We start from the raw sequence: 18,615 nt of genomic DNA, 5'->3' as shown, positions 1-18,615 counted from the left end.
GCCCACCAGCGTCCCGGCAGCACGAACTGGGCGCCTGAGCACGGCTACTCAGCCGTGCTCAGGCGCCCCGTCCGGGATGCGACGTCAGCCGGTGGTGGCGTTCCGCTCGGCCAGCGTGGCCTGCACCTGGACGCGCTTGCCGTCGCGCAGGACCGTGAGCTTCACCGTGGCGCCGATGGTCTGCTCGCGGACGTAGCCGACCAGCGACTCGGCCGAGTCGACGGCGTCGCCGTTGACGGCGACGATCACGTCGCCCTTCTTCAGACCCGCGGCCGCGGCCGGGGTGCCGGGCTCGACCGAGACGATCTCGGCGCCGGCCAGGGTCGCCGACCCGTCGGAGGCCGACCCGTTCTGCGGGACGACGCCGAGGAAGGCGTGCTTGGCCTCGCCGTTGGCGATCAGCTGCTTGGCGATGTTCTGCACCTCGGTCACGGGGATGGCGAAGCCGATCCCGATGCTGCCCGACTGGCCGCCGCTCGAGGAGCCCAGTGAGGCGATGGCCGAGTTGATGCCCACGAGCCGACCCGATGCGTCCACCAGCGCGCCGCCGCTGTTGCCCGGGTTGATCGCGGCCGAGGTCTGGATGGCGTTGGTCACCACGGGCCCACTGGCCGGCTGCTGTTGCTGCTGGAAGCCGCCGTTGAAGGGGCTCTGCTGCTGCGGCTCCTCCGCCTGCGTCGTGACGGGGCGGTTGAGGGCGCTGACGATGCCCGTGGTGACGGTGCCGGCGAGCCCCAGCGGGTTGCCGACCGCCATCACCGGGTCGCCGACCTCGAGCGCGTCGGAGTCACCCATCGTGATCGGGGTGAGGTCGCTCGGCGCCTGGTCGATGGTGATGACCGCGAGGTCGGTCGACGGGTCGGTACCGCGGACCTGCGCCGAGTAGGTACGCCCGTCGGTGAGAGTGACCTGCAGCTTGGTGGCGCCGGCGACGACGTGGTTGTTGGTCACCACGTGGCCCGAGTCGTCGATGATGACGCCGGACCCCTGGGCCATGCCGTTCGGGAGGGTCGCGGTGATCGCGACCACGCTCGGCGCGACGGCGCTCGCGGTGGCCGTCCAGTCCGGCGCGTTGGCGTTGGCCTGCTGCACCGGCGCCGCGTCGCTGCCGCGACCCGGCTGGGTCGACGAGGACTGCGTCGTGGCCGGGGCCTGCGCGTCGTCGACCAGCCGGGTCGCGGCCACCGTGCCGCCGGCGGACAGGATGGCGGCCAGGACCGCGACGGCGGTGAGCTCCGCCGCGCGGCGACGTCCGGACCCTGAGGAGGAGGAGCCCGACGGCCCGGACGAGTGCCCCGACGGCCCGAAGGGCCCCGAGGGAGGGGGAGGGGCCATCGGGGCCGTCGGGGGGTGGGGGGTGGCGTAGGGGGACGGCGCGGAGCCGTGGGGGGCCGCGCGGTAGGGGTCGGTACCGGGGGACGGGGTGCCCGGGGCGCCGGAGCCGGTGGGCTGCTGGTCGTACGTGGCGGTCTGCGTGTGGTCACCCGCGGACCGGTCGGCGGTCGTCGTGCTGCTGCGGGGGGTGTACCACTGGGGGGCGGTCCCGTCGGGGCCGGTGCCGGTCGGGGGGGTGTGCTGCTGGTCGCTCATCGTTGGCTCGCGCTCCTTCGTTGTCTGTTGACTACACTCAACGCCCCTCTGGTGGACGGAGGCTGGTCAGTGGCTGGGAGTCTGCTGGGCGAAGCGGACCACGAAGGTCGCCCCGCCGCCGGGGGTCTGGGCGACGCCGACCCGGCCGTGATGGGCCGCCACGATGGCGGCGACGATCGCCAGGCCCAGGCCGCTGCCGCCGGTGACACGGCCCCGCGCGGGGTCGGCGCGGAAGAAGCGCTCGAAGACCTTGGTGGCGATGTCGGGCGGGATGCCGTCGCCGTGGTCACGGACCTCGAGGACCGGGACGCCGGCGTCGACGCCCACCACGACCTCGACGGGCGTGCCGTCCGGGGTGTGCCGCAGCGCGTTGGCCACGAGGTTGGTGACGACCTGGCGCAGCCGCAGCTCCGCACCGCGCACGACGGTGGCCCCGAGCTCGCCGTCGCGGCCGAGCAGCTGGATGCGGCGGCCGGGGGCGCGCACGCGGGCGTCGGCCACGGCGTCCGCGGCCAGCACGGTGAGGTCGACGTCGGTGGGCCGCTCCTCGGGCTGCTCGTCGAGGCGGGCCAGCACCAGCAGGTCCTCGACCAGCGTGCTCATCCGGCCCGACTCGGCCTCGATGCGGCCCATGGCCGTGGCCACGCCCTCCGGGTCGCGGACCGCGCCCTGCCGGTAGAGCTCCGCATAGCCGCGGACGGTCGCGAGCGGCGTGCGCAGCTCGTGCGATGCATCGGCGACGAACTGCCGCATCCGCTCCTCGCTGGCCTCGCGCACGGCGAAGGAGGACTCGATGCGCGCGAGCATCACGTTCAGGCTGCGCGAGAGCGAGGTGACCTCGTCGTCGGCCTGGCGCACCGGCACACGCTGGGTGAGGTCACCGGCGGCGATGGTGGCGGCGGTGTCCTCGATCCGCCGCAGCGGCCGGAAGGCACGGCGGACGGCGAAGTGCCCGAGCACGAGGGAGAGGACCAGGGCCAGGGTGCCGAGCAGGGCCGTGGACAGCAGCAGCCGGGTGACGGTGTGCGTGACCGTCTCGAGCGGGACGCCCACGGCCACGACGGCATCGCTGTTGGCGACCGGCGCGGCGACGAAGCGCCACTGCATCCGGCTCCCGACGGACTCGACGGTGAAGGGGATCTGGCGGGCCACGCGCGGGTCGGCGGCCTTGAGGGCCGGCCAGTCCGGGGCCGTCTTCTGCCCCGTGGGGAGGCGCGTGACCTGGCCCTGCGGGGTCGAGAGCGCGAAGGCATAGCTCGTCGGCAGCGGGTCGTCGGTCTGCGAGCGCAGGTCGGTGAGGGCCTGGGTCGCGACCGGCGACAGGACGCTGCGCAGCTCGGCGTCGACGCGGGCGTCGAGGTCGCTCTTGAGCAGGTACGCCGTGACGATGCTGGTCGACAGCAGGGCCGCTCCCACGAGCAGCCCGACGATCAGCAGCAGCCGGGTCCGGAGCGGGATGGCCTCGAGCCGGCGCACCAGGCGGGGCAGCGGGGACGAGGGGCGGTGCGACGGGGCGGCCACCTCGGCCGGGTGCGGCTCCGTGCGCGCGGGGGTGGCGGTGGGGGCCGACATCAGCCCTGCGGAGGCAGCCGCAGGACGTAGCCGACGCCGCGCTTGGTGTGGATGAGCGCGGGGGCGCCGTCGCTGTCGATCTTGCGGCGCAGGTAGGAGATGTAGGACTCGACGATGCCGGACTCGCCGCGGAAGTCGTAGTCCCAGACGTGGTCGAGGATCTGCGACTTCGACAGCACCCGGTTGGGGTTGAGCATCAGGTACCGGAGCAGCTTGAACTCCGTGGGGCTGGTCTCGATGACGCGCCCGGCCCGGCGGACCTCGTGCGAGTCCTCGTCGAGCTCGAGGTCCTCGAAGGTGAGGACCTGGCGCTCCTCGTCGGCGTCGCCGCGGGTCCGGCGCAGCACGGCGCGGATCCGCGCGACGACCTCCTCGAGGCTGAACGGCTTCGTGACGTAGTCGTCGCCGCCGACGGTCAGGCCCTTGATCTTGTCGTCGACCGAGTCGCGGGCGGTGACGAAGACGATGGGCAGCCGGCGGCCCTGGTCGCGCAGCCTGCGGGTGACGGTGAAGCCGTCCATGTCGGGCAGCATGACGTCGAGCACGCAGAGGTCGGGGTCGTGGTCGCCGGCCACCTTCAGGGCCTCGGAGCCGCTGGCGGCGGTGGCGACGTCGAAGCCGGCGTAGCGCAGCGACGTGGCGAGGAGCTCGCGGATGTTCGGCTCGTCCTCGACGACGAGGAGGCGGGCCTCGGGGACCTGGGTGGTACTCACGCTGCTCAGTGTCCGCCCGTTGTCTGGGAGTTGTCTGGACGTCGGCTGTGACGTTCGTCCGATCCGGCCGCCCAGCAGGCGGGGCGAGCGGGTCGTCCGATCGGACGGAATCCCTCCCGTCCGCCGGAGCCGGGGGAGCGCCGGCTCGTAGGGTCTGGGCAGGTCCACGCCCGGGCCGGGAGCCGACCGTCGAGGAGAAGTGCCGTGCGCGGTGCGCGCCGTGGTGCCGGGGGGTGGGGGACGCTGGCCGTCGCCGCGTCCCTGGTGGTGGCGGGATGGGTCGCCGTGCCGCTGCAGGCCGCGTCCGCGGCCTGGGACCCGTCCGCGACCGCCCTGCTCGGTCGGACCCTGGTCACCTGGATGTCGGACGGGTCGGCCGGCGCCGTCGAGGTCGACCGCTCCGACAACGGCGACCCCTGGGTCCGCGTCGCCGACCTGCCCGGTGACGCGACCTCCTGGGTCGACGACACCGTGACTCCCGGGGCCACGTCGACGTACCGCCTCGTCGTCACGTCGACGTCGGGGGGAGCCCAGACCACGGGCTCCTCCGCTCCGGTCGTCGGTGCGTCCGAGGAGCTGGTCCTCGCGGCCGGCGACACCCCGGACCTGCTGTCGGCGCCGGTCGGCGACGGCACCCCGGTGCCCTGGTCCACGATGCAGGCCGTCGGCGCGCCCGCCGTCTCACCGGACGGGCGCTCCGTCGCCTACGAGGTCCGGGACCCGGCCCTCGGCGCGACCTCGCTGTGGGTACGCCCGACCGCCCCGGACGGCCCCGCCGCCCGGCTGCTGGTCGACGACCCCACCGCCGACGAGCTGGGCCCGGCCTGGTCGCCGGACGGCTCGCGGGTCTGCTACACCCGGGACGCCCACCAGGGGACGCCCGCGATCTGGTGCGTCTCCACCTCGTCCGACGGCGCGCCCGCCGAGCCTCTCCCCGGGGGCGACGGGGCCGCCCACCCCACGTTCCTCCCCGACGGTGGTGCGGTCCTGGCGGTCGACGAGATCGACGGAGGGATGCTGCGGATCGGCCTCGACGGCACCCGCGGCGCCCTCGGTGGATCCGAAGGCGCGGACAGCCCCCAGGTCTCGCCCCGCGGGGACCTGGTGGCGTTCGGCGCCCTCACGTCCGACGGGTTCGCCGAGGTGCGGACCCTGCCCGTCAGCGGGGGGAGGGTGACCACCCGGCTGCGGGCGGACACCCTCGACGAGACGTTCGGGGCGCCGGCGTGGTCGCCGGACGGGGCGGCCCTGGCCGTCCCGACCTACCGGCCCGGGGCGGACGACGCGGTCACGCTGTGGCGGGCCGACGAGGCGGGCGGGGAGGGGAGCACGACGACGGCCACTCCGTCCGGCGGGCTCCCGATCCACTCCCTGGCGTGGCGTCGGGCCGACCAGGCCGCACCGGCCGTCTCCTTCCCGAAAGCGCCGACGCGCACCTCGGGGTCGGTCTCGCTCCCGGTCCGCGTGGTCGACGACACCGTCCCGGTGGCCGGCCTCTCCGTGGTCTGCACCGTCGACGCGCTGCCCGTCCCGCGGTGCGACGGCGGCTTCCGCGGGAGCGTGCGGTCGGGTACCCACACCCTCGAGGTCACGGCCACCGACCCCTTCGGACACGTCGGGTCGGCCGTACACACCTGGACGGCGGATGCGACCGGCCCCGTGGTGTCGATGTCGGCGCTGCCCGCGGCGGTCCTGGGGACCAGCGTCACGCTGACGTACGGCGCCACCGACGTCTCGGGCGTCGCGAGCTACGACATCCGGATGCGGTACGCGCGCTGGTCCTCGTCCCGCTACACCTCCTACGTCCAGCCGCGGGCATGGACGGGGACGACCGTGCGGTCGATCACCGTGTCCCCGTCCATCGGCTACGAGTACTGCTTCTCGGTGCGCGCGCGCGACGTCTTCGGCAACGTCTCGGGATGGTCGGCCGAGCGCTGCACGCTGCGCCCGCTCGACGACCGCTCGCTGGTCGCCGGAGCGGGCTGGTCGCGGCTGTCCTACTCATCGGCCTACTCCCGGACCCTGAGCCGCTCGACCACGGCCGGCACCTCGCTCACCCGGTCCGGGGCGTACGTGCGCCAGGTGGTGCTCGTGGTCACGACCTGTCCGACCTGCGGGTCGCTCGACGTCTACGTCGGCTCGACGCGCATCGGGTCGGTCGGGCTCTACTCGTCGACCACCCGGACCAAGCAGCTGCGGTCGGTCTCGGCCACGTCGCTGCGCAGCGGGACCATCACGCTGAGGGTGCACACCAAGGGCCGGCCGGTGATCGTCGACGGACTCGGGGTCCGCAAGACCTGACGGTCCGACGGGCGCTGCCGAGCGGGGTCGGCCGTGTCAGGATCGGGGGATGAGCCGAGCACTGCCGCAGGTCGAGCCGGACCCGTCGCTGCCGCGGCGCGTCACCGTGTACGAGGTGGGGCCGCGCGACGGGCTGCAGAACGAGTCGGGTGTCGTGCCGGCGGCGGTGAAGGCCGAGTTCGTCCGACGGCTGCTGGCCGCGGGGCTCGAGACCGTCGAGACGACCTCGTTCGTCGACCCGCGCTGGGTGCCGCAGCTGGCGGACGCCGAGGAGGTGCTGGCGCTGCTGGGCGACGCCGGCCGGGGGCCGCGCCGGCCGGTGCTGGTCCCGAACCTGCGCGGTCTGGACCGGGCGCTGGCGGCCGGGGTGGGGGCGGTGGCGATCTTCGGCAGCGCCACCGAGACCTTCGCCCGCAGGAACCTGAACCGCAGTGTCGAGGAGTCGGTCGGGATGTTCGCCCCGGTGGTCGAGCGGGCCCGGGCCGAGGGGCTGTGGGTGCGGGGCTACGTCTCGATGTGCTTCGGCGACCCGTGGGAGGGGCCCGTGCCGGTGGCCCAGGTCGTCGACGTCTGCCGGCGCCTGATGGACCTCGGCTGCGACCAGCTCTCGCTCGGCGACACCATCGGCGTCGGCACCGTCGGGCACGTCCACCGGCTCCTGGAGGCACTGGCCGCGGCCGGCATCGGCCCCGAGCAGGTCGGGGTGCACTTCCACGACACGTACGGGCAGGCGCTGGCCAACACCCTGGCCGCACTGCGGGACGGGGTCTCGGTGGTCGACGCCTCCACCGGAGGCCTGGGGGGCTGTCCGTTCGCGAAGTCCGCCACCGGCAACCTCGCCACCGAGGACCTCGTCTGGGCTCTCGACGGCGCGGGCGTCGAGACCGGCCTCGACCTCGACGCACTGGTCGCGACCTCCTCCTGGATGGCCGAACAGCTCGGCCGCCCCTCGCCGTCGCGCGTCGTCACGGCCCTCACCGGCGGCTGAGACCGGCTCCTCGCACCTGTGAGTTCGGTGTGAACCCGGGGCCGGGCGGGGCCGTCGTCCTGGCTGGGGCGGATGATGAGGCATGGCCACCCGTCGACCCCAGGACCCGCAGACCCCGGACGAGGGCACGCCTGCGCCCACGGACGAGACCGCCCCGCTCGAGGCGCCGGCTCCGGGTGACGCTCCGCCTCCGGCCCACGAGCCGGTGAGCGGGCCGCCCGCGACGGCCGCTCCTGCGCCCACCGCCGCTCCCGCGTGGACCACGGCGGCCGCCGCGCCGCCCCCCGGCTGGGGCTCGACGCCTCGTCCGCCCGGCTCGGTGCGCCGCGCGTGGGACGAAGCCCGTGCCACGGGCGGCGGCCGCGTGGCGCTCGCCGCCATCGGCGTGCTCAGCGTCGTGCTGCTGGTCGCGCTCATCGGGCTCGGGGCCGCCCTGGTCGGTGACCGCGGCCACGGCATGACGGCTGACGGCCGCGCGGGCACCTCCTTCGGGCGCGACCAGGACCAGGGCGGCCCGGGGCGCGGCAACGCCATGGGGCGCCAGGGCCAGAGCGGCCCGGGGCGCGGCAACGGCATGGGCCGCCAGGACCCCAACGGCCAGGCGCTGCCGCCCGGTCGCCAGCAGGGCGGGAACGGTCAGGGCGACGGCGCTCGCCCGATGCCCGGGATGGGCGAGATGAAGGGCCTCGGCGGCCTCGGTGCCGTGCTGCACGGTGAGTTCACCACGTCGGTGACGGGGGCCCCGGCCGTGATGGTCGTGCAGTCCGGCCAGGTGAGCGCCTGTACGCCGGGCGCGAGCCTGGCCGTCAAGAGCAGTGACGGCTTCAGTGCCACCTACGTGCTCGACGCCTCGACCATCACGCCGGGTGCGGACACCCTGGCGGTCGGCTCGACCGTGCGCGTACTGGCCGCGAAGCAGGGGTTGAAGGCCGTGCTGGTGGTCGCCGGCGACTGAGCCCCCGCCCACCCTGGGGAGCAACCGGATGGGTGCTCCCCAGGGTGGGCGCGCGGGTGCGGGTGGGCCGGCTACCTCCGACGGGTCAGCCCGGCGGGGCGGTGGGTGGTCAGCGCGTCGCGGACACCGCAGGGGGGACCTCGCGGACGGGTACATCGTTGGCCGCGGGCGGGACGACGCGCTCGAGCGCCAGCGCCAGGAGAGCGACCAGGCCCAGGCAGACGACCAGCATCCCCACGAAGACCCCCGCCAGCCGGCGGTCGAGCAGCCACCCGGCGGTGACGGGGGCGGCGATCGCCCCCACCTGGAAGGCCATGGCCGACACCGCGTTGTAGCGGCCCCGGTCGCGGTCGCTCGCCAGGTCGTTGACGATGGCCGGAACGGTGGGCTGCAGCAGCGTCTCGCCCAGCCCGAACAGCACGTGGAAGACCACGACACCCGCGGCCGCCGCCAGCGTGCCCGCGACGAGCCCGGTCGTGCCCAGCAGCGACCACGCGGCCACCCACAGGCCGACGAGCACGAGGAAGACGCGGGTGCGCCGGCGCCCGTCGATGCGCCGCAGCACCAGGAACTGGAGCAGCACGATGACGGCGGTGTTGGCGGCGAAGGCCAGGCCGATGGTGCGCGTCGAGACCTCGCTGACCTGCCGCGCGAAGGCCGGGAAGCCCGCCTCCATCTGCCCGTAGCCGACGAAGCTCGAGAGGAACGTCAGCGCCGTGACCCACAGCACCGACGGGCGCCGCAGGATGGCGAGGTAGCCGCTGCCCGGCGCCTCGCCCGCCGCGGCCTGCTCGGGTCGCCCGGCGACCGCGCGGAGCGGCCCGAGCAGCAACGCCACCGGTACCAGCACGCACCCGGCGTCGGCGAGGAAGATCGCGGTGAAGGTGCCGGGCCGGCTGACGTCGGTGAGGAAGCCGCTGACGACCCCGCCCAGCCCGATGCCGAGGTTGACCAGCGCGAAGTTGACGCCGAAGTACTGGGTGCGCAGCCGGCCGCGCACGATGCCGGCGATCATCGCGTTGAAGGCCGGCCAGCCGATGCCGAAGCTGACGCCCAGGAGCCCCACGGCGAGCGCCCGCGCGGGCACCGTGGTGGCGAAGGCCATGACGACCCCCCCCCAGCACCTGCGCCAGCAGACCGGCGATGACGACGGGCCGCGCCCCCAGCCGGTCGGTGAGGACGCCGACCGGTGCGGTGACGGCGACGGCCACCAGGCCCAGCAACCCCATGAGCAGCCCGGCCACCCCCAGGGGGATCCCCCGGACCTCGTGCATGTAGATGACGGTGAACGGCAGCGTCATCCCCCGCCCCAGCGTGGAGACGGCCGTGGTGGAGAGCAGCCAGCGCCCCGGCGTCGGGAGCGCACCCCAGAAGCCGCGCAGGGTGAGCCGGTGCTCGACCTCGGACGGTGCCGGTACGACGGTCTCGGACGGGGCGGGCATGCGAGAACCCTGCCACGCGCCATGGCCCACACCGGTTAGCCTTGGCCCTGGTGCCCGCTCCGGGTGCCGGACGCAGACGATGGGTGAGGTGGACCGTGCCGACTGGCAAGGTGAAGTTCTTCGATGCCGAGAAGGGCTTCGGCTTCGTCTCCGGCGACGCCGGCGAGGGCGACGTGTTCGTCCCCGCCTCCGCGCTCCCGCAGGGCGTCCCCGGCCTCAAGGGCGGCCAGCGCATCGAGTTCAGCATCGTCGAGGGCCGCCGCGGCGCCCAGGCCATGACGGTGCAGCTCCTCGACCCCGCGCCGTCGGTCTCCGCGAACCGCAAGATCCGCGACCGCAAGCCCGCCGACGAGATGGTCGTCATCGTCGAGGACGTCATCAAGCTCCTCGACTCGGTCTCGGAGTCGCTGCGCCGCGGCCACTACCCCGACAAGGCCCACGGCAACAAGGTCGCCCAGGTCCTGCACGCCGTCGCCGACGACCTCGAGCTCTGATGCCCGCCGCCACCGCCGTCCGGCCCGACGCCACCCTCCGGGGCGCCGTCGAGACCGCGCGTGAGGCCCTGGTCGCCGTCGCCGAGCGCGACAGCGTCGGCGAGCACCTCGGCATGGAGATGGTCGAGGAGCGCCTCGCGACGCACTACTTCGCCTCCTCGTCGACCGCCTACGTCGGATGGCGCTGGGCCGTCTCCGTCGCGCGGGTGCCCCGGTCCAAGCTCGTCACCGTATGCGAGGTCGAGCTGGTCCCCGGCGAGGGTGCCGTCCTCTCCCCCGAGTGGGTCCCCTACGCCGAGCGGCTCGCCCCGGGCGACCTCGGCCCCGGCGACATCACCCCCTTCGTCGCCGACGACCCGCTGCTCGAGGCCGGCTTCGAGGCGACGGGCGACGAGGACGTCGACGCGATGGCCTTCTGGGAGCTCGGGCTCGGCCGCCCGCGCGTGCTCTCGGCCGAGGGGCGCGAGGCCGCGGCGCAGCGCTGGTACGAAGGAGACTCCGGGCCCGAGGCCGCCGTGGCGGTCAAGGCCCCCATGGCGTGCTCGTCCTGCGGGTTCTTCCTGCCGATGCCCGGGGCGCTGCGCGCGGTCTTCGGCGTCTGTGCCAACGCGTGGTCGCCCTCCGACGGGCGCGTGGTCAGCCTCGACCACGGCTGCGGCGCGCACTCCGAGGCCGACGCACCGGCGCCCACGCCCGAGCGCGTCGGTGAGCCCATCCTCGACGACACCGCGGTCGAGCTCTCCTGAGCCCGAGCGGGAGCGGGCGGCTCGCTCAGGCCCCCGCGGCGTTCCCGCGCCCGCGGCGGATGTAGCCCCAGGCGAACACGCCGAGCGCGATGCCGGTGACGCACGCCCACGGCCACCACGAGCGGGGGCCGGTGTGCAGGGCCGGGACCAGCAGGCTGACGACCAGCGCCAGTACCCAGACGCCGGTCCCGAACAGGGCGATGCTGCGCGCCGGCACGGAGGGCGGGTCGACCGGTGCCGACTCCCCGAGGGGGGCTCGGGCCGGTCCGGGGGTCTGGTCGGTCACGGGGCCAGCGTAGCCACGGGGACGCCGGCCGGCCGGGTCGGACCCGGGCCCCACCTGTGAGCCACCCCGTCTCGCCGTCGGCACCGGTCACGCGTCGGCGCCGCGACACCACTAACCTGCCGCCATGGCCGAGACCTCCACCACCGCCGGGCCCGCCAACAGCGCCGCCCCGGGCTCCCCCCTCGAACGCTTCTTCCACATCGGCGAGCGGGGCTCGACCCTCGGCCGCGAGATCCGCGGCGGCGTCGCCACCTTCTTCACGATGGCCTACATCGTCGTGCTGAACCCGCTCATCCTGGGCTTCGTCAAGGACGCCGACGGCAAGTTCCTCGGCGGGGGCGCCGCCCCCAACCTGCCCGCCATCGCGGCCGGCACCGCCCTGGTGGCCGGCGTGCTCACCATCCTGATGGGGCTCGTCGCCAACTACCCGCTGGCGCTCGCGACCGGCCTGGGGCTCAACGCCTTCGTCGCCTACGCCATCGCCAGCAAGATGACGTGGGCCGACGCCATGGGGCTGGTGGTCATCGAGGGCGTGGTCATCCTCGTGCTCGTCCTCACCGGTTTCCGGCAGGCGGTGTTCCACGCCGTCCCGGCCCAGCTCAAGGTCGCGATCTCGGTGGGCATCGGGCTCTTCATCGCCCTCATCGGGCTGGTCGACGCCGGCTTCGTGCGTCGCACCGGCACCGGCCCGGTGCCGGTCGAGCTCGGCATCGGCGGGCAGCTCGCCGGCTGGCCCACCCTGGTCTTCGCGCTCGGCGTGGTGCTGATCATCGCCCTCTGGGTGCGCAAGGTGAAGGGCGCCATCATCATCTCGATCATCACGATGACGGTCGTCGCCTTCGTCATCGAGGCCCTCGCCAAGGTCGGTCCCACCGTCACCGGCCAGGACTCCGCCGGCAACAACATCGTCAACCCGCGGGGCTGGAACCTCAACGTCCCCGCCTGGCCCGACCACATCGACCCGATCAGCTTCGGCACCCTGGGGGAGTTCAACCTGCTCGGGTCGTTCTCGCGGGTCGGTGTCGTGGCGGCGGTGCTGCTGATCTTCACCCTGATGCTGGCCGACTTCTTCGACACCATGGGCACGATGACGGCCATCGGGGCCGAGGCCGGCCTGCTCGACGAGGAGGGCAACCCGCCCAACACCCAGCGCATCCTGGTCGTCGACTCGATCGCGGCGGCTGCCGGTGGCGCGGCCGGGGTCTCGTCGAACACCTCCTACATCGAGTCCGCCTCGGGTGTCGGGGAGGGGGCCCGCACCGGGCTCGCGTCGGTCGTCACCGGTCTGCTGTTCCTGGTGGCCGTGGTCTTCGCGCCGCTGGTCGAGATCATCCCCAACGAGGCTGCCGTGCCGGCGCTCGTGCTGGTGGGCTTCCTGATGATGCAGCAGGTCAAGGAGATCGCCTGGGACGACGTCGAGATCGCCATCCCGGCGTTCCTGACGATCATCCTGATGCCGTTCACGTACTCCATCACGGTCGGCATCGGCGCCGGCTTCGTGGCGTACGTGCTGATCAAGATCGTGCGCGGCAAGGTCGCGCAGGTGCATCCGATGATGTGGGTGACGGCCGGCCTGTTCGTCGTCTACTTCTTCATCGAGCCCATCACGGCGGTCTTCACCGGCTGATCCCACCCGCCCCACCCGCCCCGGCTTTTCGGGGTCACCCCGAAAAGCGCACGAGACCCCGGCTGCGAGCCGGGGTCTCGTGCATGAGCCCTTGTGTCGAGGGTCCGTACCCGCCGACCTGCGGGGCCGGGGCGAGCTCGCTCCGCACCGGTCACATGGGGCCGGTGCGCCGCAGCCTGGCCGGTGTGCTGCGCGGCGGCGGGTGTGCGGCGGGGCGGGGGTGAGTCCGCGCCGCACCGGTGATGCTGCGGGGCCGGGGCGAGCTCGCTCCGCACCGGTCCCGTGGGGCCGGTGCGCTGCAGCCGGGCCGGTGTGCTGCGGGGCGGCCGGTGCGCCGGCGGACGTCCGGGGGTTCGTCGGCGGCATGTCACCCGCGAACGGGGCACCCGGCCGGGCACCGGTGTGGAATACTTAGCACAAGTAATGACTTGTGCTAACGACATCCCGTACCACCCCGCTGGAGACACCGTGCCCGCCCCCGCCGCCACCATGAGCCGCGCGCAGAAGGACCGCCTGACGAGTGACCTGCGCATGGCCTGCATGCGGATCTCGCGGCGGGTGCGCTTCGAGAGCACGATGGACGTCGCGCCGCACCAGTTCTCGATCCTGGTCCGGCTCGAGGACGGCCCGCGCACTCCCAAGGAGGTCGCCGAGATCGAGCAGGTCTCCGCGCCCAGCATCAGCCGCACCGTGGGCAGCCTGGTCGAGCGCGGCCTGGTCTCGCGCTCGGACGACCCGGCCGACGGCCGCCAGGTCATCCTCAGCCTCACGTCCGAGGGGCGGCGCACCATCAAGGAGACCCGTCGGCGCCGGGACCAGTGGCTGGCGACCCGGCTCGAGCACCTCAGCGACGACGAGCGGGCCCTGCTGGTCGAGGCCACCGCCCTGCTGGAACGGGTGGCCGCCGAATGAGCCCCACCTTCACCTCGCTCGAGATCCGCAACTACCGCCTGTGGTTCCTCGGCGGCTTCGTCTCCAACGTCGGCACGTGGGTCGGGCGCGTCGGCCAGGACTGGCTGGTGCTGACGGTCCTCACCGCTGGCTCGGCCACCGCGCTCGGCGTGGTTACCGGGCTGCAGTTCCTGCCGTTCCTGCTCCTGGCCCCGTGGAGCGGCCTCATCGCCGACCGCTTCGCGCGCCGCCGCATCCTCCTGGTCACCCAGACGATGCTGGCCGTCACCAGCCTGGTGCTGGGGCTGCTCGCCGTCACCGGCACCGCGCAGCTCTGGCACGTCTACGTCATCGCGCTGGTGCAGGGCGTCACGACCGCGATCGACAACCCCGCGCGGCAGGTGTTCGTCTCCGAGATGGTGCCGCCCGACAGGCTCACCAACGCCGTGGCGCTCAACTCGGCCTCGTTCAACGCCGGCCGCCTCATCGGCCCGGGTGTCGCCGGGCTCGTCATCGCCTGGTGGGGCACCGGGCAGGCGCTGCTGCTCAACACCCTGACCTTCGTCTTCGTGCTGGCCGCGCTCGCCATGCTCACCGTCTCGGAGCTGCGTTCGCCCGCCCGCACCAAGGGGCGCGGTGGCATCCGCGAGGGCTTCGCGTACGTCAAGCACCGCCGCGACATCCAGCTCGTGATGCTGCTGGTCTTCGTCCTCGGCACCTTCGGGATGAACTTCCAGATCACCATGGCGCTGATGGCCACCAAGGTCTTCGACAAGGGCGCCGGCGAGTTCGGGCTGCTGGGCTCGATCATGGCCGTCGGGTCGCTCACCGCGGCGCTGCTCTCGGCGCGCCGCCAGGAGCCGCGGCTGCGGGTGCTGCTGCTCGCCCTCGTCGGGTTCACCGTCTCGGCCGCGGTGGCCGCGTCCGCCCCGACGTACTGGACGTTCGCGCTCGCCCTGGTCCCGGTGGGCCTCACCGCCCTCACCGCGGTGACCACGGCCAACGCGATGGTGCAGACCCGGGTGGCGCCCGAGATGCGCGGCCGGGTGATGGCGCTCTACATGGCGATCTTCATGGGGGGCACGCCGGTCGGCGCCCCCATGATCGGCTGGATCTCGGAGCAGTTCGGGCCGCGGTGGACCATCGGCGTCGGAGCCCTCGCGGTGGGCGTGACGCTCGTCGCGGTGTCGGCGTGGCTCGCGCGGGCCGAGAATGTCCGGGTGAGCTACGAGTCCCAGCGCCGTCCGCGGGTCACCGTCACCACGGTGCCGGTGGCGCGCGACCACGACCCGCACGTGCCGATGCCGGAGCCGGTCCGGTGACCCCGCTCTTCCGTCGGCGGATGACGCTCGGCGTGCTCGCCGTGCTGCTGGTGGTCGCCGCGGTCTACGCCGCCACCCGCTGAGTGACCCGCTGAGCGACCCCGGGCGTCAGCCCAGGTGCTCGACGACGTACTCGACCGAGGCGATGAGGCGGCTCACGTCGTCGGGCTCGACGGCCGGGAAGCAGGCCACCCGCAGCTGGTTGCGGCCGAGCTTGCGGTACGGCTCGACGTCGACGACCCCGTGGGCGCGCAGCGTCTTCGCCACGGCTGCGGCGTCGACGGCGTCGTCGAAGTCGATGGTCGCGACGACCCGGCTGCGGTGGTCGGGGTCGGTGACGTACGGGCTGGTGTACGAGGTGCGCTCGGCCCAGTCGTAGAGGCGACCCGAGGAGTCGGCGGTGCGGGCGGTGGCCCAGTCGAGGCCGCCGTTGCCGTTGAGCCACTCGACCTGGTTGGCCAGCATCGCCAGCGTCGCCACGGCCGGGGTGTTGTAGGTCTGGTCCTTGCGCGAGTTGTCGATCGCGGTCGGCAGGCTGAAGAAGTCGGGGACCCAGCGGCCGGACGCCGCGATCTCGTCGACCCGGGCCAGCGCGGCGGGGGAGAAGAGCCCGAGCCAGAGGCCGCCGTCGGAGGCGAAGGACTTCTGCGGGGCGAAGTAGTAGACGTCGGCCTGGCTGACGTCGACCGGCAGGCCGCCGGCACCGGAGGTGGCGTCGATGAGCACCAGCGCGTCGTCGTCGGCGCCCTCGACCCGCTGCACCGGGCACATCACGCCGGTGGAGGTCTCGTTGTGGGCCCAGGCGTAGACGTCGACGCCGGCCTCGGCGCGCGGGGAGGGGCGGGAGCCCGGGTCGGCGGTGATGACGGTGGGCTCGCCCAGGAACGGGGCGTTCCTGGTGACCGTGGCGAACTTCGAGGAGAACTCGCCGAAGGCCAGGTGCTGGGCGCGGTCGCGCACCAGCCCGAAGGCCGCGATGTCCCAGAAGGCGGTGGACCCACCGTTGCCCAGCACGACCTCGTAGCCCTCGGGGAGGTCGAAGAAGGTGGCGAGACCCTCGCGCACGTTCTTGACCAGGTTCTTCACCGGCGCCTGGCGGTGTGAGGTGCCGAGTACGGTGCGACCGATGGCGGCCAGCGCCTCGACCTGCTCGGGGCGCACCTTGGACGGGCCGGAGCCGAAGCGTCCGTCGGCGGGCAGGAGGTCGGCCGGGATGCTGATCTGGGGCGAGTCGCTCACGAGGGTCTCCGATGCGGGTCGGTGCCGTGGGGGGACGGGGAGTGGCTCCCCGTGGCCCGGGTGCGGCATCGTCGGCGTACCCGGGACCGGTTTCCATCCTGACCCACCGTGACCGCATCCCGGACGGCGGGTCCAACCTCTGGACCGGTCGCCGCCGGCGGTCAGTCGCGCGAGCGGAACCCCGGGACGTCGGAGAGGGGGCGCGGCCCGGGCCCGACGTAGCGCGAGCTGGGGCGGATGAGGCGGCCGGTGCGCTTCTGCTCGAGGATGTGCGCCGACCAGCCGGCCGTGCGCGCCGCCACGAACAGGGGCGTCATCATCTCGCCCGGGACCTCGGCGAAGTCGAGCAGCACCGCGGCCCAGAAGTCGACGTTGGTCTCCATCCGGCGCTCGGGGTAGCGCTCGGCGAGCTCCTTGATGGCCGCCTTCTCGAGCTCGAGGGCGACCTCGTAGCGCGGGGCGCCGAGGCGCTTGCAGGTGTCGCGCAGCACCGCGGCCCGCGGGTCGTAGGCCCGGTAGACCCGGTGCCCGAAGCCCATCAGGCGCTCCTTGCGGTCGAAGACGCCCTTGACGTACTTGGTGGCGTCGCCGGTCCGCTCGACCCCCTCGATCATGTGCTGCGCGCGCGAGGGCGCACCGCCGTGCAGCGGTCCGGACAGGGCGCCGATGGCCCCCGACAGGCAGGCCGCGACGTCGGCGCCGGTGGAGGCGATGACGCGGGCGGTGAAGGTGGAGGCGTTCATCCCGTGCTCGGCGGCGGAGATGAAGTAGGAGTCGATGGCCTCGACGTGCTTGGGGTCGGGCTCGCCCCGCCAACGGATCATGAACCGCTCGGGGATGGTGCGGCCCTTGTCGACCTCGGACTGCGGCACCATCGGGCGCCCCTGCCCGTGGGCCGACTGCCCGATGAACGAGATCGCCATGACCGAGGCGCGGGCCAGGTTCTCGCGGACCTCGGCGTCGTCGATGTCGAGCAGCGGCTTGAAGCCCCACACCGGCGCCAGCTGGGCGATGCCCGACTGCACGTCGACGCGGATGTCGCCGGTGTGCACCGGCAGCGGGAAGGGCTCGGCGGGCGGCAGCCCCGGGTCGAGCTCGCCGTCGACGAGCAGGCCCCACACCTGGCCGAAGGAGACCTGGCCGACGAGGTCGTTGATGTCGACGCCGCGGTAGCGCAGCGCGCCACCCTCCTTGTCGGGCTCGGCGATCTCGCTCTCGAACGCGACGACTCCCTCGAGCCCGGGGTAGAAGTGCGGGTCCTCGGAGGAAGTGGTCGTCATCGAAGGTTCTCCGTTCGCTCGTCGCCAGTGACGTTCACGTCGCGCGGAGCCATTGTGCACGTCGTGGCCCGCTGCACCTACCGCTGATGCCCGGGATGGACATCCGCTCGGCTCACGCCCCGCGCGGGTCGCGCACCGCCATGTCGGGCGTCCCGGCGCCGCGGACGTCGAACAGGTCGGACACTTCGATCAGCTTGCTGAGCTTCGCGTAGCCGTAGTTGCGGGGGTCGAACGAGGACTGCCGGGCGATGCGCTGGCCCACGGTGTTGATCTTCGCCCAGCCGTCGTCGTCGGCCGAGCTCTCGACCGCACCCCGCAGCAGGCTGACCAGGCGGGCGTCCTGGCGCAGCTGGGACCGGGTGGCGCGCTCGGGGGTCCCGGCGGCGGCCTTCTTGGCGGCGGCCTGCGTGGTCGTGGCCTGCGTGGTCGTGGCCTTCTTGGCGGCGGCCTTGGTGGTGGGCGTGGCCGCACCGGAGGCGGCGGGGGCCGCCTTCGCGGTCGCCCCGGCAGCGGCCGCCCGAGCGGTGCCCGCGCCGGCGGAGGCGGCGCTCTTGGCCGTGGCGGCCTTGGTCGCGCGCCGGGCCCCGGTGGCGGTGGGGGCGTCGGCCGGCGGCTCGGGCGCGGCCTCGACGGCGGGCTCGACGCCCGGGTCAGCCTGCCCGCTCGGGGCGCTCAGCCGGTCGAGGACGAGGAACCGGGTGCAGGCGCTCTGGAACGGCGCCGGGGTCTTGGCGTCGCCGAAGCCGTACACGGCCACGCCGTGCTCGCGCAGGTGCATCACGAGCGGGGTGAAGTCGGCGTCGGAGGAGACGATGGCGAAGGCGTCCGGGCGCTGGGTGTGCAGCAGCTCGACGGCGTCGACGGCCAGTGCCATGTCGCTGGCGTTCTTGCCCTTGCTCGGGTCGAACTGCTGCACGGGCCGGATGGCGTTGTCGTGCAGCACGTCCTGCCAGCTCTTGAGGCCGGCCTTGGTCCAGTTGCCGTAGGCCCGACGGATGCTGGTCTCGCCGACCTTCGAGAGCTCGTTGAGGATCACGTCGATCCTGCGGGCCCGCGCGTTGTCGGCGTCGATCAGGAGCGCGATGCGCGCGGTGTCACTCATCCTGCGAGGCTAGTGCGTCGGCGCCGGCCGCCACCGGCACGCGGCTCCGGCGCCGGCCGCGCCGTCG

At 73.7% G+C, this 18,615-nt stretch carries 16 protein-coding genes; 8 read left to right on the top strand and 8 right to left on the bottom strand.

Annotated elements, in window-relative coordinates:
• Positions 1-84: 84 nt before the first annotated feature.
• The 3 genes from ATL31_RS11915 to ATL31_RS11905 form a co-directional block, all read right to left on the bottom strand.
• Positions 85-1,590, bottom strand: coding sequence for a S1C family serine protease (locus tag ATL31_RS11915; RefSeq protein ID WP_101395958.1), 1,506 nt, complete (start codon positions 1,588-1,590; stop codon positions 85-87).
• Between the two features lie 66 nt (positions 1,591-1,656).
• Positions 1,657-3,162, bottom strand: a complete 1,506-nt coding sequence (locus ATL31_RS11910; RefSeq protein WP_101395957.1) for a sensor histidine kinase — start codon at positions 3,160-3,162, stop codon at positions 1,657-1,659.
• Positions 3,162-3,875, bottom strand: coding sequence for a response regulator transcription factor (locus ATL31_RS11905; protein ID WP_101395956.1), 714 nt, complete (start codon positions 3,873-3,875; stop codon positions 3,162-3,164). Before ATL31_RS11905 ends, ATL31_RS11910 begins: the two co-directional genes overlap by 1 nt.
• Before the next feature lie 204 nt (positions 3,876-4,079).
• On the opposite strand from ATL31_RS11905, the gene ATL31_RS11900 reads away from it, so the two are divergent.
• From ATL31_RS11900 to ATL31_RS11890, 3 genes are all read left to right on the top strand, one after another.
• Positions 4,080-6,176, top strand: coding sequence for a PD40 domain-containing protein (locus ATL31_RS11900; RefSeq protein ID WP_101395955.1), 2,097 nt, complete (start codon positions 4,080-4,082; stop codon positions 6,174-6,176).
• A gap of 49 nt (positions 6,177-6,225) precedes the next feature.
• A complete protein-coding gene (locus ATL31_RS11895) occupies positions 6,226-7,164 on the top strand; it encodes a hydroxymethylglutaryl-CoA lyase (RefSeq protein WP_101395954.1) in 939 nt (312 codons plus the stop codon).
• 82 nt (positions 7,165-7,246) lie between these two features.
• Entirely contained in the window at positions 7,247-8,119 is an 873-nt protein-coding gene (locus tag ATL31_RS11890) for a hypothetical protein (protein WP_101395953.1), read from the top strand.
• Positions 8,120-8,228: 109 nt separating this feature from the next.
• Here the strand turns inward: ATL31_RS11890 and ATL31_RS11885 are convergent, their stop codons facing one another.
• Complete coding sequence (locus tag ATL31_RS11885; RefSeq protein ID WP_342749470.1) at positions 8,229-9,224, bottom strand: MFS transporter; 996 nt, start codon at positions 9,222-9,224, stop codon at positions 8,229-8,231.
• Between the two features lie 432 nt (positions 9,225-9,656).
• Here ATL31_RS11885 and ATL31_RS17120 point away from each other — a divergent pair, with 432 nt between their 5' ends.
• Positions 9,657-10,055 carry a cold-shock protein gene (locus tag ATL31_RS17120; RefSeq protein ID WP_101395952.1) on the top strand — a complete coding sequence of 133 codons (399 nt, stop codon included), beginning with the start codon at positions 9,657-9,659 and terminating at the stop codon, positions 10,053-10,055.
• On the top strand, positions 10,055-10,801 hold the full coding sequence (locus ATL31_RS11875; RefSeq protein WP_101395951.1) for a DUF3027 domain-containing protein: 747 nt from the start codon (positions 10,055-10,057) through the stop codon (positions 10,799-10,801). Before ATL31_RS17120 ends, ATL31_RS11875 begins: the two co-directional genes overlap by 1 nt.
• Before the next feature lie 25 nt (positions 10,802-10,826).
• On the opposite strand, the gene ATL31_RS11870 is transcribed toward ATL31_RS11875, so the two are convergent.
• Entirely contained in the window at positions 10,827-11,087 is a 261-nt protein-coding gene (locus ATL31_RS11870) for a DUF2530 domain-containing protein (protein ID WP_101395950.1), read from the bottom strand.
• Positions 11,088-11,211: 124 nt separating this feature from the next.
• On the opposite strand from ATL31_RS11870, the gene ATL31_RS11865 reads away from it, so the two are divergent.
• The 3 genes from ATL31_RS11865 (at position 11,212) to ATL31_RS11855 (ending at position 14,927) form a co-directional block, all read left to right on the top strand.
• Positions 11,212-12,714 carry an NCS2 family permease gene (locus ATL31_RS11865; RefSeq protein WP_101395949.1) on the top strand — a complete coding sequence of 501 codons (1,503 nt, stop codon included), beginning with the start codon at positions 11,212-11,214 and terminating at the stop codon, positions 12,712-12,714.
• A gap of 468 nt (positions 12,715-13,182) precedes the next feature.
• Entirely contained in the window at positions 13,183-13,626 is a 444-nt protein-coding gene (locus ATL31_RS11860; protein ID WP_245862366.1) for a MarR family winged helix-turn-helix transcriptional regulator, read from the top strand.
• Positions 13,623-14,927, top strand: a complete 1,305-nt coding sequence (locus ATL31_RS11855; protein WP_101395948.1) for an MFS transporter — start codon at positions 13,623-13,625, stop codon at positions 14,925-14,927. The genes ATL31_RS11860 and ATL31_RS11855 overlap by 4 nt, the downstream gene beginning before the upstream one ends.
• A gap of 108 nt (positions 14,928-15,035) precedes the next feature.
• Here ATL31_RS11855 and serC read toward each other — a convergent pair whose 3' ends face one another.
• From serC to ATL31_RS11840, 3 genes are all read right to left on the bottom strand, one after another.
• Positions 15,036-16,166: a phosphoserine transaminase gene (gene serC / locus ATL31_RS11850; RefSeq protein ID WP_211284023.1), complete on the bottom strand. Its 1,131-nt coding sequence runs from the start codon at positions 16,164-16,166 to the stop codon at positions 15,036-15,038.
• A gap of 161 nt (positions 16,167-16,327) precedes the next feature.
• Complete coding sequence (locus tag ATL31_RS11845; RefSeq protein WP_101395946.1) at positions 16,328-17,446, bottom strand: citrate synthase 2; 1,119 nt, start codon at positions 17,444-17,446, stop codon at positions 16,328-16,330.
• A 112-nt stretch (positions 17,447-17,558) separates the two neighbouring features.
• Positions 17,559-18,548, bottom strand: coding sequence for an NYN domain-containing protein (locus tag ATL31_RS11840; protein ID WP_101395945.1), 990 nt, complete (start codon positions 18,546-18,548; stop codon positions 17,559-17,561).
• Between the last annotated feature and the right edge of the window lie 67 nt (positions 18,549-18,615).

Origin of the sequence: Phycicoccus duodecadis, from assembly GCF_002846495.1 — a bacterium.
GTDB classification, from domain to species: domain Bacteria; phylum Actinomycetota; class Actinomycetes; order Actinomycetales; family Dermatophilaceae; genus Phycicoccus; species Phycicoccus duodecadis.
This window is presented reverse-complemented; position numbering and strand designations above follow the sequence as displayed.